Source organism: Fructobacillus sp. ESL1117 (assembly GCF_058508565.1).
In genome coordinates this window covers 67,099-81,538 of record NZ_CP196385.1, presented here as the reverse complement: position 1 = coordinate 81,538, position 14,440 = coordinate 67,099, and the positions used below count along the sequence as shown (strand labels likewise).

Annotated in this window: 16 protein-coding genes; 1 reads left to right on the top strand and 15 read right to left on the bottom strand. The window is 43.5% G+C overall.

Translation table 11 applies throughout. The annotated features are described in order from the left end of the window. Positions 1-51: 51 nt before the first annotated feature. The 6 genes from mraY to ACSYSH_RS00410 all read right to left on the bottom strand — a co-directional run bounded on the left by mraY (position 52) and on the right by ACSYSH_RS00410 (position 5,543). Positions 52-1,011 carry a phospho-N-acetylmuramoyl-pentapeptide-transferase gene (gene mraY, locus ACSYSH_RS00435; protein WP_489816370.1) on the bottom strand — a complete coding sequence of 320 codons (960 nt, stop codon included), beginning with the start codon at positions 1,009-1,011 and terminating at the stop codon, positions 52-54. Next, a complete protein-coding gene (locus ACSYSH_RS00430) occupies positions 1,011-3,155 on the bottom strand; it encodes a peptidoglycan D,D-transpeptidase FtsI family protein (RefSeq protein ID WP_491702094.1) in 2,145 nt (714 codons plus the stop codon). The genes mraY and ACSYSH_RS00430 overlap by 1 nt, the downstream gene beginning before the upstream one ends. Before the next feature lie 4 nt (positions 3,156-3,159). Further along, entirely contained in the window at positions 3,160-3,537 is a 378-nt protein-coding gene (locus ACSYSH_RS00425) for a cell division protein FtsL (RefSeq protein ID WP_252774160.1), read from the bottom strand. Between the two features lie 62 nt (positions 3,538-3,599). Next, positions 3,600-4,553: a 16S rRNA (cytosine(1402)-N(4))-methyltransferase RsmH gene (rsmH, locus tag ACSYSH_RS00420; RefSeq protein ID WP_489816368.1), complete on the bottom strand. Its 954-nt coding sequence runs from the start codon at positions 4,551-4,553 to the stop codon at positions 3,600-3,602. Between the two features lie 64 nt (positions 4,554-4,617). Beyond that, positions 4,618-5,049 (bottom strand): division/cell wall cluster transcriptional repressor MraZ, encoded by a 432-nt coding sequence (gene mraZ / locus ACSYSH_RS00415; protein WP_252774162.1) that lies wholly within the window; start codon positions 5,047-5,049, stop codon positions 4,618-4,620. A gap of 152 nt (positions 5,050-5,201) precedes the next feature. Then, positions 5,202-5,543: a hypothetical protein gene (locus ACSYSH_RS00410; protein WP_252774163.1), complete on the bottom strand. Its 342-nt coding sequence runs from the start codon at positions 5,541-5,543 to the stop codon at positions 5,202-5,204. 93 nt (positions 5,544-5,636) lie between these two features. On the opposite strand from ACSYSH_RS00410, the gene ACSYSH_RS00405 reads away from it, so the two are divergent. Continuing rightward, a complete protein-coding gene (locus tag ACSYSH_RS00405) occupies positions 5,637-5,888 on the top strand; it encodes a DUF4044 domain-containing protein (protein ID WP_489816366.1) in 252 nt (83 codons plus the stop codon). Between the two features lie 61 nt (positions 5,889-5,949). Here ACSYSH_RS00405 and ACSYSH_RS00400 read toward each other — a convergent pair whose 3' ends face one another. The 9 genes from ACSYSH_RS00400 to ACSYSH_RS00360 form a co-directional block, all read right to left on the bottom strand. After that, positions 5,950-7,656, bottom strand: a complete 1,707-nt coding sequence (locus ACSYSH_RS00400) for a DAK2 domain-containing protein (RefSeq protein ID WP_489816365.1) — start codon at positions 7,654-7,656, stop codon at positions 5,950-5,952. A gap of 7 nt (positions 7,657-7,663) precedes the next feature. Then, the gene (locus ACSYSH_RS00395; RefSeq protein ID WP_252774166.1) at positions 7,664-8,023 is read right to left on the bottom strand and encodes an Asp23/Gls24 family envelope stress response protein; all 360 of its coding nucleotides are present in this window, start codon (positions 8,021-8,023) and stop codon (positions 7,664-7,666) included. 208 nt (positions 8,024-8,231) lie between these two features. After that, entirely contained in the window at positions 8,232-8,432 is a 201-nt protein-coding gene (gene rpmB / locus ACSYSH_RS00390; RefSeq protein ID WP_047974341.1) for a 50S ribosomal protein L28, read from the bottom strand. A 411-nt stretch (positions 8,433-8,843) separates the two neighbouring features. Further along, complete coding sequence (trxA, locus tag ACSYSH_RS00385; RefSeq protein WP_047974340.1) at positions 8,844-9,161, bottom strand: thioredoxin; 318 nt, start codon at positions 9,159-9,161, stop codon at positions 8,844-8,846. Further along, positions 9,162-9,836, bottom strand: a complete 675-nt coding sequence (locus tag ACSYSH_RS00380) for a thiamine diphosphokinase (RefSeq protein WP_252774168.1) — start codon at positions 9,834-9,836, stop codon at positions 9,162-9,164. It lies immediately after the preceding gene. An 82-nt stretch (positions 9,837-9,918) separates the two neighbouring features. Then, a complete protein-coding gene (gene rpe, locus ACSYSH_RS00375) occupies positions 9,919-10,575 on the bottom strand; it encodes a ribulose-phosphate 3-epimerase (RefSeq protein ID WP_491702095.1) in 657 nt (218 codons plus the stop codon). Positions 10,576-10,640: 65 nt separating this feature from the next. Then, positions 10,641-11,546: a ribosome small subunit-dependent GTPase A gene (gene rsgA, locus ACSYSH_RS00370; protein ID WP_252774170.1), complete on the bottom strand. Its 906-nt coding sequence runs from the start codon at positions 11,544-11,546 to the stop codon at positions 10,641-10,643. A 157-nt stretch (positions 11,547-11,703) separates the two neighbouring features. Then, a complete protein-coding gene (gene pknB, locus ACSYSH_RS00365; RefSeq protein WP_491702096.1) occupies positions 11,704-13,575 on the bottom strand; it encodes a Stk1 family PASTA domain-containing Ser/Thr kinase in 1,872 nt (623 codons plus the stop codon). After that, a complete protein-coding gene (locus tag ACSYSH_RS00360) occupies positions 13,575-14,435 on the bottom strand; it encodes a PP2C family protein-serine/threonine phosphatase (RefSeq protein WP_489816361.1) in 861 nt (286 codons plus the stop codon). The genes pknB and ACSYSH_RS00360 overlap by 1 nt, the downstream gene beginning before the upstream one ends. Positions 14,436-14,440 lie beyond the last annotated feature (5 nt).

Genomic DNA, 14,440 nt, shown 5'->3' with positions numbered 1-14,440 from the left:
AATGCTGATTTTTTATGTACAGTGGTTAACGCTATTAACCACTTTTAAATGCTAGTAAAAAATGAAAACAGCCAAAATGGCCAAAACTAATCCAACTGACCAAAAGGCAATATCAATTTGCCACTCCGACCAACCAAATTTTTCAAAGGAGTGGTGAATTGGCGCCATTGGAAAGACTCGCTTATGGAAAAAGTGATAAGAAAATGTCTGAATAATAACAGACAAAGTTTCAATCACGAAGACCAAACCAATAATTAACAGTGAAATCACAGCATGCAGCAAGATCGATTCAACTGCCAAACCAGCCCCCAAGGCGAGCGAACCCGTATCGCCCATAAAAATCTTAGCCTTTGGTAAATTGAAAATCAAAAAGCCAACTAACGTTCCAATCAAAATCAGGTTAAAGGAAACCATCGCCCAATCAGCGGCCCAATAAGCCATGACTGCATAGGCACCGTAAGCAATAATGGCTAACCCACCCAAAAGGCCGTCAAGACCGTCGGTTAGGTTTGTTGCATTCGACCAGCCTACTAACCAGAACCAGATAAAGATGACATAGAAATAGCCCAAATAAACAACACCAACAACTGGTAAGTTAATAACGGCTGGCACCTTTAAGGCCCAAAGCAAGAACATCACCACCACGGCCGATAGCGTTTGTGACGCTAATTTTGGCTTAAAAGCAAAGCCATCATCGGCATGCTTCAGCAGTTTCAAAACATCATCGACAGCACCAATTAAGGCAAATGAACCAATCGCTACTGAAAGAGTCAAAACTGTCGTAAAAGCAGTTGAATTTTCATAGGTCCTTGGCAAACAAAAAGCAACGATGATTGCCACCGAGACGAAGACGGCTCCTCCCAATGATGGTGTACCGGCCTTTTGCTGGTGGTCTGGGCCCAAGACCCGAATGACGGCCTGTTCCTTACTTTGCTTTAATTTTTTGATCACCATTGGCATCAAAAGTGCTGTGATAGCCATTCCCAAGAGGAATTCTAGTACAACTGACATTACGTTCTCTCCTTAAAGTTGACGCTAATTTTACTTTGACCAGTCACCGCTGTACCGGCCGTCACGCTTTGCTTCTCGCCATAACCAGACCCTGTTAAGGACATTTTGACTTTTGCTAGATAGCCCCAAGACAAAACATCATTTTTCGTCCAAGAGCTAAAATCAGGAACAGTGACTGCACCGCTTGCCGTCAAGAAGACGCGCTGACCCTTAATGGCATCCTGATTTCCTTTAATTGATTGCGCCGAGATGGTACCACTTGAACCCAAAGTTGTTACAGACAGGCCCGCATTTTGTAGTGTCTGCTCAGCTTGGCTAATCGACAAGCCCTTCACGTCAGGAACTGTGACCTGGTTGGTCTTTGACTTAACACTATCATCCCCATCGTTTAGTGCCTGAAGTATCACTGGTCGAAAGACATTGTTCAATGTAATTTGAATGTTGGCATCTGGGAAAACCTGTGGCTGGCGAACCGCTATATACATAATATACTTTGGATTTTGTTCAGGCACAATTGCCATCACCGAATGAATATCATTTGTTAACCCATCCAGGTACTTTCCATTCTCGGAAATCTGTGCGGTTCCGGTTTTAGCAGCAACCTGATAACCAACATCTGACAAACTATATTGTTTAGCCGTTCCATCATCGGCATTGACAACCCCGGCCATTAAAGACAAAACTTGCTTGGCAGTACTTGCTGAAATGGGATTAGCGACCTGAGTCGTCTTGCCCTGGTAAACAACTTTCCCCGTCTCCGGATTGGTGACTCGGTCAACCAGGTAAGGTTTAATTTCCTTTCCCCCATTGGCAATGGCTGTATAAGCCTGAAGGAGCTGGGCCGGGGTTACCCGAATAGCTTGACCATAGGCCGTGTTAGCCTGATCAATTGGTTGTTCAAAAGACATTGACCCGGCTTCTTCGTTTGGTAAATCCATCCCAGTCTTTTTCAAAAAACGGAACTTATTGATATAAGATTTCCAAGTGCTAGCACCAAGAGCCTGTTCCAAATGCGCAAAACCAACGTTTGACGACCGTTCATAGGCTTGGCGGTAAGTTAAAGTACCCTCATTATTGCCAAAGGCATCGACCACCTTTTGGCCATTAATATCATAGGTTCCAGATTGATAAGTATCATTTGGATGCCACTTGCCTTCTTGAATAGTAGCCGCCAGCGTAATAGTCTTCATCGTGGAACCCGGTTCAAAGGACCCTTGATTAACCAAGTTTTCCCAAGCAGATGAGAGCCCATCCTGCGTGTTGGGATCGAAATTTGGCCGTTGCGTAGCGGCCACAATCTTACCCGTTTTTGCTTCCATCAAAACCGCTACAGCCGACTTAGCCTTTGTGCCAGCAAAGAGAACGTCCATTCGGTTTTCAAGCGTGGCCTGCAACTTTTCATTCAACGTTAAGGTCACATTGTTCCCATTTTCAACCTGATTCTTTTTAGAAGTCTCATTCTGATTTCCAAGAGCAGTCTGGACACCATCTTTACCTCGTAAGGTATTGTTTTTAAAAGCCTCGATTCCCAAAATTCCACCCAGTATTCGCGTACCGGCAGAATTTATCGTTGAATTTGTTAAACCAATAATATGGGAGGCCATACGGTTATTCGGATAATACCGAGATGGCTGGGAATTAAACTTAATGCCAGTTAAATTTAAAGCCTTAATTTTATTATAAGTATCGACACTGAGGTTTTTCGCCTTAGGACCAAATTCGACTTGAAGCTTGTCAGAGGTCAACTGAGCATATAAGTCATCATAGCTGATGCCAAGAATACCACTAAGTTTCTGTGCCGTATCTTTCTTGTCAATCACATAGTCAGGCTTGCCTGTTTTCGTTACTTGCTTTTTATCCAAAACAGCATACATATCATAAACAGTCGAATTATCCGCCAGGACTTGACCATCCGAATCCAAAATTTGCCCACGAGTAGCCGGCACAGTTTCCTTTTGCATAAAGGCCAATCGAGTGGCAGCAGTTAGGTTATGGTGATTGACCACCTTAAAACCAGCAATCTGAAAAAGACGACCACCCATGATTAAAATAACACAGAAAGCCCCCACAAAAAGGAGGCCACCGAAACGTTTACCATTCCGTGTTATTTTTTTCCCGAGTTGTCGTCTTTTCTTCTGCTTCATCTGCTTACTGGTTTACATTCCGAACGTTATTAGTACTCTGTTCCATATTAGCTGATTGGGCAACCTTTTCCAAGTTGTCACGATTCGTTTTTGATTGAATGTCACCACGATAAGAGTCGTTTTCTTCTTTCACGTTGGTGACCTTCTGGGAGATCTGTTCATTTTGAGCATCGACTCGTTGCATGGTCACAGTTGTTGCCACTGTTCCCATCATTAACAGTAAGACAATCCCGGCCATAAAAATAACCAAGCCACGTTCGCGTTTTGTCCAGACGGCTGCCTGGTAGCGTTTTTTGGTCCGAACTTTTTTGGCAGACGGTGTGACGGGCTGCTCAGGTAAGGCAGTCGCCAAATTTTGATAGCGATAAGCGTTTTGTGCCATTTTTGAACTCCTTTACTAGTAACTTTGCCAAACAAAAATCATCACATTGCTGATTGAAAGCGTTAAGAACCTTCGCGCTTCAAGCGGACAATGCCTCTTAATTGCGCCGAAGCAGATCGATGATTTTCAGTTTGCTCTTCTTCACTTGGCTTAATCGCCTTACGTGTCAATAATTCATAGTCTGCCTGCATTTGTTCAGGCAAAAGTGGCAAACCACGTGGTAAATCAGGTGTGGCTGCCTTCTCACGAAACATCTGCTTAATCAACCGGTCTTCTTGCGACTGGAACGAAATTGCTGAAATTCGTCCATGAACAGCCAAAAGGTCTAAGGCCTGCGTCAATGAGTCTTCAAGAGCCCCTAATTCATCATTAACGGCCACTCTCAAAGCTTGAAAGGTCCGCTTGGCCGGATGGCCCCCATGACGTCTAGCTGGTGCTGGAATCGCCTCTTTAATGATTTCAACTAGATCAAAGGTGGTTTCAATCGGCTTTATTTCCCGCGCTTGTTCAATCTTGCGAGCGATGGCTTTACCAAAGCGATCTTCCCCGTAACGAGTCAAAACTCGGACCAAATCTGAAAAAGGCCAATCATTGACAATTACCTTTGCTGTTAAGTCCTGACGACGATCCATGCGCATATCCAATGGTGCATCATGGTTATAAGAAAATCCTCGGTCACCTTGGTCAAACTGAACGGAAGACACGCCCAAATCGTACAAAACACCATCAACTTGGTCGACACCAAGGTCATTTAGGCTTTGCTTCAATGTGCGAAAATTTTGGAAAACCAAAACTAACTGACCATCAGCAATTTCTCGTTCATACTGCTTTTGATTATGTAAGATGGCGGTCTGATCTTGGTCAAAGGAATAAAGGGTCCCAGTGGTCAATTCTTTGAGAATTTCTCCAGTGTGACCCCCACCACCCAAAGTTGCATCGACGTAAATTCCGTCTGGCTTGACCGCCAGCAATGCAACCGCCTCTTTTTGGAGGACCGTTACGTGTTCAAATGCCATTTTAATGTCCTCCTGTTTCACACTACTCTCGTTCATTTTTTTGGTTCACGTTCAATAAATAACCTTAAAAATCAAAGTCAACCAATCCTTCAGCAATTTCATCAAAGTTTTCAGCAGTATCCTCGGTATAGGCCTGCCAATTTTCCTTTGACCAAATTTCAAAAGAATCACCGGCGCCCGTCACAACCACTTCTTTATCGATCTGGGCATAGTCTTGCAGGTTACCATCAACAATGATGCGCCCCTGCTTATCAAACTCTGCTTCTTTAGCGCCGGCTAAAACAAAACGCTTAAAGGCCCGGGCTTCTTTTTTCCCAAGCGGCAAAGTGTTTAATTGTTCCTCTAAGTTTTGCCAAACCGACATCGGCATGGCCCGTAAGGCATGTTCCATCCATCGGACAATCACGAAAGATTCACCCAATTGATTTCGAAACTTAACAGGGATGGTGAGCCGACCCTTGGAGTCTAAATTATGTGAAGATTCCCCCATGAACATCGGCGCACCCTCCTTTCTTAAAGATAACTTAACAATAATTTACCACATTCCCCCACATTCCTCCACTCTTCTCGTAATTTTTTTAAAATGTTGGTAATAAAAAAAGCTTAAACCCTAAAAAATTAGGATTTAAGCTTAGTGGGGAATCGACCCTATCTTTTTAAAATCACAGCTAGAACACACAAGGCAAGCATCAAAATAATCCCAAGTATGCCAGTCGCCTGCCAATACCGATGGCAAAAGAAAGCCAGTCGTTGGCGGTGCCACAAAGCAATCGAATTCCAAATTGCCCCAATTAACAGCCATACAACTAAAATAGCTAACAAATCAGATCGATAAAAGGCCGCACCCCAAGTCAAATGTGCGAAAACAAAAGTCGGAATGACAGCAAGGTCCAAGACACCAATTTTTGGAAAAGCGCGATAAAAAAGTCGCCACAAAATAATTAAAAAGAAAATGGCTAACCAAATTGCAGGCCAATAAAACCACATCATAACATTCACCTCTTTGTCAACTTTACCAAGGTCAGTTGAGAATTTCAATTTCTTTCATCTATATGTTATGATACATTTAAATTACTCAGGAGAATGTTGCTACCAATCATGGCCAAGAAAAAAGCAAAGAAAAAAGTAAGTCAAACACCCGTTCAAAAAAATGCAAACGTTGATACCGAACTGCAAGATGAAGTTATCCGTCAATTAAATAAACGACCAATCCCAAAGGTTGAAAAGAAAAAGAAGAGTAAGTTCCAGATTTGGACTTGGATCATGTCAATCTTTATGGTGATTGTCATGGCCGGTTCCGTTATCTATGCCGCCATCGCTGCCATTGGCCACTAAAAAAAAAATAAAAAAAACGCCGACTAATTGCTATGGTCGGCGTTTTTTACGTTAAATAATTTTATTCAACAGATAGCAAGAATGGATAAAGGTCCTGACCACCGTCATGAACTTCGCATTCCAAGTCTTCATCAAGGTCATCAACTGCTTCGGTCAAAGCCTTGATATCTTTCTTTTTTGCATCCTTACCAGTAATGATCGTGACAATTTCACTATCATCGTCTAACATCTTCGCTAAAGTATCCTTGGCTGTTTCCACTAACTTTTGGCCAACGACAACTATTTCGCCATCAACCATTCCTAGCCAATCACCTTTTTTAATGGTTTGACCATGCAACGTTGTATCACGAACCGAATGAGTAATCTGGCCAGAAACAACTGTTGCTAACTGTTCAGTCATGGCTGCTTGATTATCCGTTACCGAAACCGTCGGGTTGTAGCCCAACATTGCTGTTAAGCCTTGCTGAATCGTCCGTGACTTCACTACTTCAACTGGCACATCAACCAAGTCTTTCGCCTGGTCAGCCGCCAAGAAAATATTCGAGTTATTTGGCAAAATGATTGCTGCCTTTGCTTGTGACTTTTCAATGGCTTCGACAAAATCAGCCGTTGAAGGATTCATCGTTTGACCACCGGTAATCACCTGGTACACGCCCAAAGACTCAAATAATTGTGCTACGCCATCACCAGCTGCTACTGCAAAAACCGCTACATCAGGGGCCGGCTTTTGTTCTTGTGTAACCTGTTGGTTCTTTCGGTCTTCTTTTTCTTGTTCATCGATGACGGCCTGCTGTTGATCACGCATGTTATCAACCTTGACCTTGACCAATGAGCCAAATTCACCACCCCAATGAATAATCGCACCGGGATCCTCAGTATGAACGTGAACCTTGACAACATCTTCGTCATTGATGACCAAGAGTGAGTCACCCTTGTCAGCGATGTAATCATAAAAAGTTTGGTAGTCGAATGGCTTTTCAACCGTTGTTCCCTTACCAATTTCAACCATGACCTCCGTACAGTAACCGTACTGAATGTCTTCTGGCCGTAACGATTCATTTGCTTGGGCACCCGCATGCAACTTTGAAACCATCTGATCAAGTTCGGCGTTATCAGGCGTCTGTAAATTTTCTTCTGAAATTGTACCCGAAATTACTTCAGCAAAAGCTGACAAAACCAAAACAAGACCCTGGCCACCAGAGTCGACTACACCAACTTCTTTCAAAACAGGCAAAAGGTCAGGTGTCTTGTCTAAAGCCACTTGAGCAGCGTGGGCGACCTGATCCATCATCGTTGGTAAATCATCACCAGCATTGGCCGCTTGATCAGCAGCAGCCGCAGATTCACGAATTACCGTTAAGATAGTACCTTCTGTTGGCTTCATCACTGATTTATAAGCGACTTGAGCAGCCATCATCAAAGCATCGGCCAAATCTCGGGCTGAAAGGTTATCCTGATCAGCCAAAGAATCGGCCATGCCGCGGAATATTTGTGACAAGATCACGCCAGAATTACCACGAGCCCCCATTAAAAGGCCTTTCGCTGTGGCCTTGGCTAAGGCCCCAACCGTTTCTTCCTGGGCATCACGCTCGTATTGCGCACCTGAAGCCATTGACATGGCCATATTGGTCCCTGTATCTCCGTCAGGAACGGGAAAAACGTTTAACTTGTTAATGTTCTCCGCATTCGCAGTCAACTTGGCCGCGGCGGCATTGACCATCTTGCCATAATCGGCAGCAGTGATAGTCATTATTTTTTCTGCAGTCATCTTCTTTTCAATCCTTGGTTTCAATTCCTTGGACAATCACGTTAACTTCGGGTACATGAATTCCCAAATAACTATCCAAATAATACTTGACCTTGCGTTGAACCGACGTGGAAATCTCTGCTAACTTCATGCCATAACGCACAACAATATAAACATCCACAATAACGCCAGCGGCCGTTTGCGAAACAACAACACCGCGACCATAATTTTCCCGGTTCAAAATTTGGTTCATACCATCACGCAAAGTCGCCCGTGAAGCCATGCCAACCACACCAGGGTTGGCAATTGTGGCCCCACCAACAACCGACGCGATTACGTCGTTTTCAATTTTGATTTCACCATTTTGAGTTTGAATCTTAATTGCCATCACGTTGTTGTGGGGCAAAAAGCCCCACGTTCCTTTCTGTTTACGATAACCCTATTCTACCATGTTCTAAGAAAAGGTTCTAATCTGCGCACCAGTGGCTTGAGCGTCATTTATCATAATCCCTATCGATGGTAAACATCAGCTGCCAAAAGACTGAGCTTAGTCATCATCAACTGATAATAAAAAAACCACCCTCAAGTGGTGGTTTTTAAACACGTTCAATTGAGCCGTTCTTCAATCCGGCCTTCAAAGTACGTGCCGTTAAGTAAACTTTCTTAGGTGCGGAACCGTTAATCTTAACAGTAACCTTTTGCAAGTTTGGCTTCCAGCTACGACGACTTGAATTCAAGGCGTGTGAACGTTGATTACCAAAACGGGTGCGTGCACCAGTAATTGCATCTTTTGCCATGTCTGACCCTCCTATCCGAGCCGAGGTATTGTTCATGCTCTTCTTATCAACAATACAATATTTTACCAGAATAAAAGGCCTTTAGCAAGAGCAGAAGTCAATTTAACCATCGGTTCAACCTCAAATTCAAAAGCAATTCGCTCTATACGTGCCTTTTACCCACTTTTTATCTAGAAAATTACTTACACTAAAGCTTTTCCCTAGTCCATAATAACGAATTCCAGCACTAAAGGCAAAGCAAATTATAAACTTTGCTGATTTATATTCGACCAATTTGTACAAAATCACTATGTTAGTAAAATTCGCTTGCAACAAAACTCTTTGCCCCAGCTCATAGGCTCATCAGCAAAAAATATAAAAAGGTGCCGACACAATTATTGCCGCCACCTCTATCAAAATCAATTTTTACAATTATGCGTACTTTTGCAAAATTTGAGCTAATTGCTCCTTGTTATGGAAACCGGTAATCCGTTCAACGGCTTGACCATCCTTTGTCACGACCAAAGTTGGAATTGCACGAATACCGAAGTTTGCAGCAGTTTCCTTGTTTTCATCAACATCAACTTTATAAAAGTTAATATTCTTAGTAGCATCTTCATCAGACAAAGCATCTAAAACGGGTGATTGCATCTTGCAAGGACCACACCAAGTTGCCCAAAAATCCGTAATGGCAACGCCAGTGGCGGTTTCTTTTTCGAAATTTGCATCAGTAATTGCTGTTACAGCCATTTACTTACCTCCATCTTTACTCTGAGTAACGATCATGATTCCACTGTCAAAAGACAAGTGGACCAATTCATCAATAAATTCATTTGATGACCACATTATAGCCTTACTTTCTTTCTGTGTCAAGGTATACTTCGCATCAATGATTTCCAAATTATCAACTATACCCAATGGCATAAAGCCTAGATATTTCATACCTTTAATGTGCTGAACCACCTTTTCCCCAGGCAACAAATAAGAAACAACATTCTGCTGATCAACCAGGGCAACCCGTTCCACTAAATTTGGCAAATCAATCTCTTGTGCCAATTCAGTAAAGCCAGCCATTGCTGGAAAAGTTAAATTAGCTAAAAGATGGTCGAGACGGCCACCAGTTGCTCCATAAACTCTGATTTCATCTGCACCGAGACTAGCTGCAGCCTTGATGGCTAGCTGCGTATCAGTAAAGTCTTTTTCCGGAGGAAAACGATAGACATGGTTAGCTTCCAAATGACTGGTAACTTCCTCAAACTCATCTTTTGTCAAAGAATCAAAGTCGCCAACCACCGTTTGAAAGTCCATTCCAGCCTGCATTAAGTACCAAGCGCCACGATCAGCACCCAACCACTGCCCTTCTTGCTCAAAAATATCATCAGGCCAAAATTCAGTCGGACCCCCAGCTAAGATATTAATTCGCATTCAATTACCCTTTCTTTTCGAAAAAAGCCAAGCAAAAATTTGCTTAGCCCATTTTAGATTATTATTTAATAAACTGTCTGTTTTACTTAGTTAAATCCAGCAACTTAGCAACTTTAGCAGCTGGATCCTTCTTATCGTAGACATATGAACCAGCAACGAAAACATTTGCACCGGCAGCGGCCGTCAAAGCAATCGTTTTATCGTTAATGCCACCATCAACTTCGATATCGTAGTCCAAACCATTATCTTGCTTATAAATAGACAATTCCTTAATCTTTTCAACCATTTCTGGCAAGAAGGCCTGACCGCCAAAACCAGGATTAACCGTCATTACTAAGACCTGGTCGACCATTGTTAAGACAGGAATAATAGCTGACACCGGTGTTCCGGGATTAATCACCACCTCTGCCTTCACACCAGCAGCTTTAATCATTTGTAAAACACGGTGAATATGTGGCGTCGCTTCCACGTGAACTCCAATTAAGTCAGCACCAGCCTCAGCCAATTCTTCAACATGGTTTTCTGGGTGGACAGCCATCAAATGGACATCCAAGAACAAATCAGTTTGCGGGCGTAATTGCTTTACCCAAGCTGGACCATAAGCCATCGATGGAACAAATGAACCGTCCATCAAGTCGATGTGCAAATACTTTGCACCAGCCTTTTCCACCAAGGCGACATCTGCGCCTAACTTGGTGACATCCGAACTCAAAATTGATGGAGCAATAATTCCTGCCATGTTTTCCTCTTTTCCTCAGCGCTCGGCATGTTGAGAATTCATTGCCAAATTAGCAATTATCCCCTTTACTGACGCCATTTTTGGCTCGTCTTTTGATAGACTGGCCGTTTCCCTTTAATAATTTGATAAAACAGTTCGTAACTATTATACCGTGCTTGTGAAATACTGCCAAGGGCAACCCCCTCTTTCACCGCACAACCAGGTTCATTGATATGCGAGCAAGTCCGAAAGCGGCACTGGCCACTGACCGCTTTTATCTCAGGAAAGTAATTTCCTAATTCTTCAACCGGAAAGTCAAAGACTTCATAGGATGAAAATCCTGGCGTGTCAGCAATCAAAGCCTCAAAAGCTGGGACTAAAATTAACGAAACTTGTCGAGTTGTATGTTTTCCACGCGAGAGCGCTTTTGAAACAACCCCCGTCTCTAACTGCAATTCTGGTGCCAAAGTGTTTAGTAGCGTTGATTTACCCGCTCCTGTTTGACCCATCGCCACCACAACCTGTTTTTTCAAAATTGGCTGGAAAGCGGCAGCAACATCATCATCGGAGGCGATGACATCATAACCAATCGCACGATATTCGGCTAAGGTTGCCTCAAAATCTTGTCGATCAGTCGAATCGAGCAAGTCCATCTTGGAAAAATAGAGGACAGGTTTCACGAAAGCGGCCTCAAGCGCTACCAATTGCCGATCCAACAAATTTTGAGAAAAGGCTGGTTCAACAACCGAAGTCACAACAATGGCTAAATCAACATTAGCAATGGGTGGTCGCACCAAAGCATTTTTCCGATCATGTAACGCCCAAATAAAACCCTCGCCGTTTTCCGATTCAAAATCAGCAAAATCGCCGACTAGGGGGCGGTGGTTTTTTTGACGAAATTGTCCGCGTGCTCGCGTGCGTTCGACAACCCCATCATCCATCATGATGTCATAGTAACCGGCCAACGACCGAATAATCCGTCCTGTTTTCATACGCTTAGTATAGCATATTTTTAAAAATTCCAGTGAACACCACAAACCAAATTCTAACAAAAAAAGAAAAACATCAAATTTGTGTTAAGTTTGATTTTTAATCAAAAAAGCCACTAAAAAGCGGCTTTTTATCATCACTGTTATGCCAAAATTCAAGCTAATGGTTATTGGACGAAGGTGATGAGGAGGAACTCGAGGACGAAGACGAAGAAGAGTTCGATGAATTATTATTCGAATTATTACTATTATTGTTGCTATTCGTACTATTTTCCTGGCCAGCAGAAATCGTCAAGGTTAGCGTTTTATCGGAAGTAATCTGCGAACCAGCTGGTATATCTTGGGCAATTACCTGACCACTTGTTTGGCTCGAATTTGTAAAGTTAAAACTGAGCTGAATCCGGTTCGAATTTGCCCAGTTCATTGCATCACTTTGGTTCTTACCAACCAGGTTTGGCACTTGAACCTTACTTGGACCAGTTGAAACCGTTAAAGTGATTGTCGTTGAACTAGGATCAACAGCGGTAAAGGCCGCAGCCGATTGGGAAATGACTTCCCCACTCGGAACATCAGAACTAGCTTGGCTTTTTCGCTTAACGGTGAAGCCTTGACCACTTAGCTGCGCCGCTGCTTCGCCATAGCTCCAACCACTATAGTCGGCTAGAGTGACCTTATTCGCACCAGAGGAAACCACCAAAGAAACGGAAGTTCCCTTTTTTAGGTAGGCGCCCGATCCAGGTTTCGTCTTCATCACTTGGCCACTAGTAACCGTCTTGGACGACGCATAAGTTGGACTGGACACCGTCAATCCAGCATCAGAAAGCTTGCTTTCAGCTTGGTTTACAGACATATTGGTAACATCCGGCATAGTGACATAGTTATTTTTAAAATAACTTGCCCCACCAAAGCTAGCCAACAACAAGACTAGCATTACTAAGGAAACAACCCACTTTTTGGCCGACTTGTACTTAACACCATTTTTGGACAAAACCTGACGAACAAACTTTGGCATCCGATCAACTTGCATGGCAATTTCTTTGATCGACATTCCCTGCTTAGCATAATCAATAATTTGATCAGTGACCGATTTTCCTTCTTCGGGATCTTTTAAAATATCAGGGTCAGCCACATAGGGGCGATCTGCTAAATCAGTATCAACTAAACGCGTCTCATCAGAGGTTTCTGGCACGTACCGACTCTCTTTGGAGCGTCTTTTCGACAACGAAGTTTTAAGGTCAGCGGCCATATCTTCAGCCGAAAAATAGCGGTCTACTGGATTTTTAGCAGTTGCCCGCAAAATAACATTTTCTAATGGCTGGGGAACCTGGCTATCAAAATCGCGCACAAAAGGCATTGGCATGTTCCCATGCTTATAAGCCACTTGTTCTGGCGTATCACCTTGATAAGGCACTTGGTTCGTCAACAGTTCATACAAAATAACACCCAGCGCATAAATATCGGATTGGGCAGAGGCATGCTGACCGATGGGCAGTTCCGGCGCCAGGTAATGAATTGAGCCGATCACCGTGTGTACCTGAGTCAACGACTCTGATTTTTTGGCCGTTGCAATCCCAAAATCGGTAATCTTCACTTGCCCTTGTCGATCAATCAAGATGTTTTGTGGTTTCAAATCACGATGAATAATACCAGCACGATGGGCAGCTGCCACTGCATCCAAGATTTGTTCCATGATATCAACAACCTTGTGATAAGGGATTGGAAAATGCGCCTGCGTGTAATCCTTCAAATCCATCCCATCGACATATTCCATCACCAAATAAGAAGAGCCATCAAACTCACCGGCATCATAAACCTGGACAATATGGTCGTTGACCAAAGCTGTTGCTGCTTTTGCCTCACGTTGAAAGCGTTCAACAGCGTCTGGTTGGTCCTTGATGTCCAATCGAATCATCTTCAACGTAACATCACGGTTTAAATAAGTGTCAAAAGCTTGGTAGACATTGGCCATGCCACCACCACCCAGAGGGTGCACTACACGGTAGCGGTGATCAATCATCGTTCCTTGTTCCATTAGTTTTGCCTCCCTGTTTGTTGTGGCATTTCTTGGTCAGTATCTGATTGTTGACGAACATCGGCATACGCCTTGGCCGCCATTTGTTGGTTTGGATTCGTTAAATCTGTCACCAGCAATGCCGTAATATTATCCGGTGCCTGGCGCGCATTGGCCGCCTTCATTAGCGCCCGGATTCGTTCGGTTAGGTCTAAGACAGACCCCAATGGCGGCTCATTTCCTGGCCGGTGGCGTCCTGGTTGGAGCAATTTGACCTGGTCTTCAATTGAAAGAACCTTGGCCAGACCATCGGAGGTCAAATAAAGCCAATCATCTTTTTTAGGGACAAAAGTTGTCCATTCAAGGTCAACTTTTTGATTGACCCCCAAATAGCGGGTTAAAGAATTGGCTTCGGGTAGGCTTTCATCATAAATTTGACCACTATCCCGCTTAATTTCATTCCGCAGGGTGTGATCAAAAGTCAACAATTCAGCCTTTTTCCCCCGCAAGAAATAAGCCCGAGAATCACCTGCATTTGCAACTAAAATTTTTCCCGGCAAGCAAGCAGCCAAAACCACTGTTGTCGCCATATTGTTAACCCGAGGATTTTTTTGTCCTGCTAACAAAATAGCGCGATTGGCCAAGGCGGCTTGATGCACCAACCAGGCCTTCACACTTTCTGGATCGGTCATGTTCCTTTTTTGCCAAGCAGTACCAAGGGTTTCCACCACAATTTGGCTGGCCTGCTTAGAACCCGGATTAGAGGCAACACCATCAGCGACAACCACTAAGGCTTCGCCTGATTGATTATAAAAGGCGCCCACTGCGTCTTGATTATCGACCCGAGTAGGGCCTTTTTCGCTGATATAAGCAATTGCCATCGTAT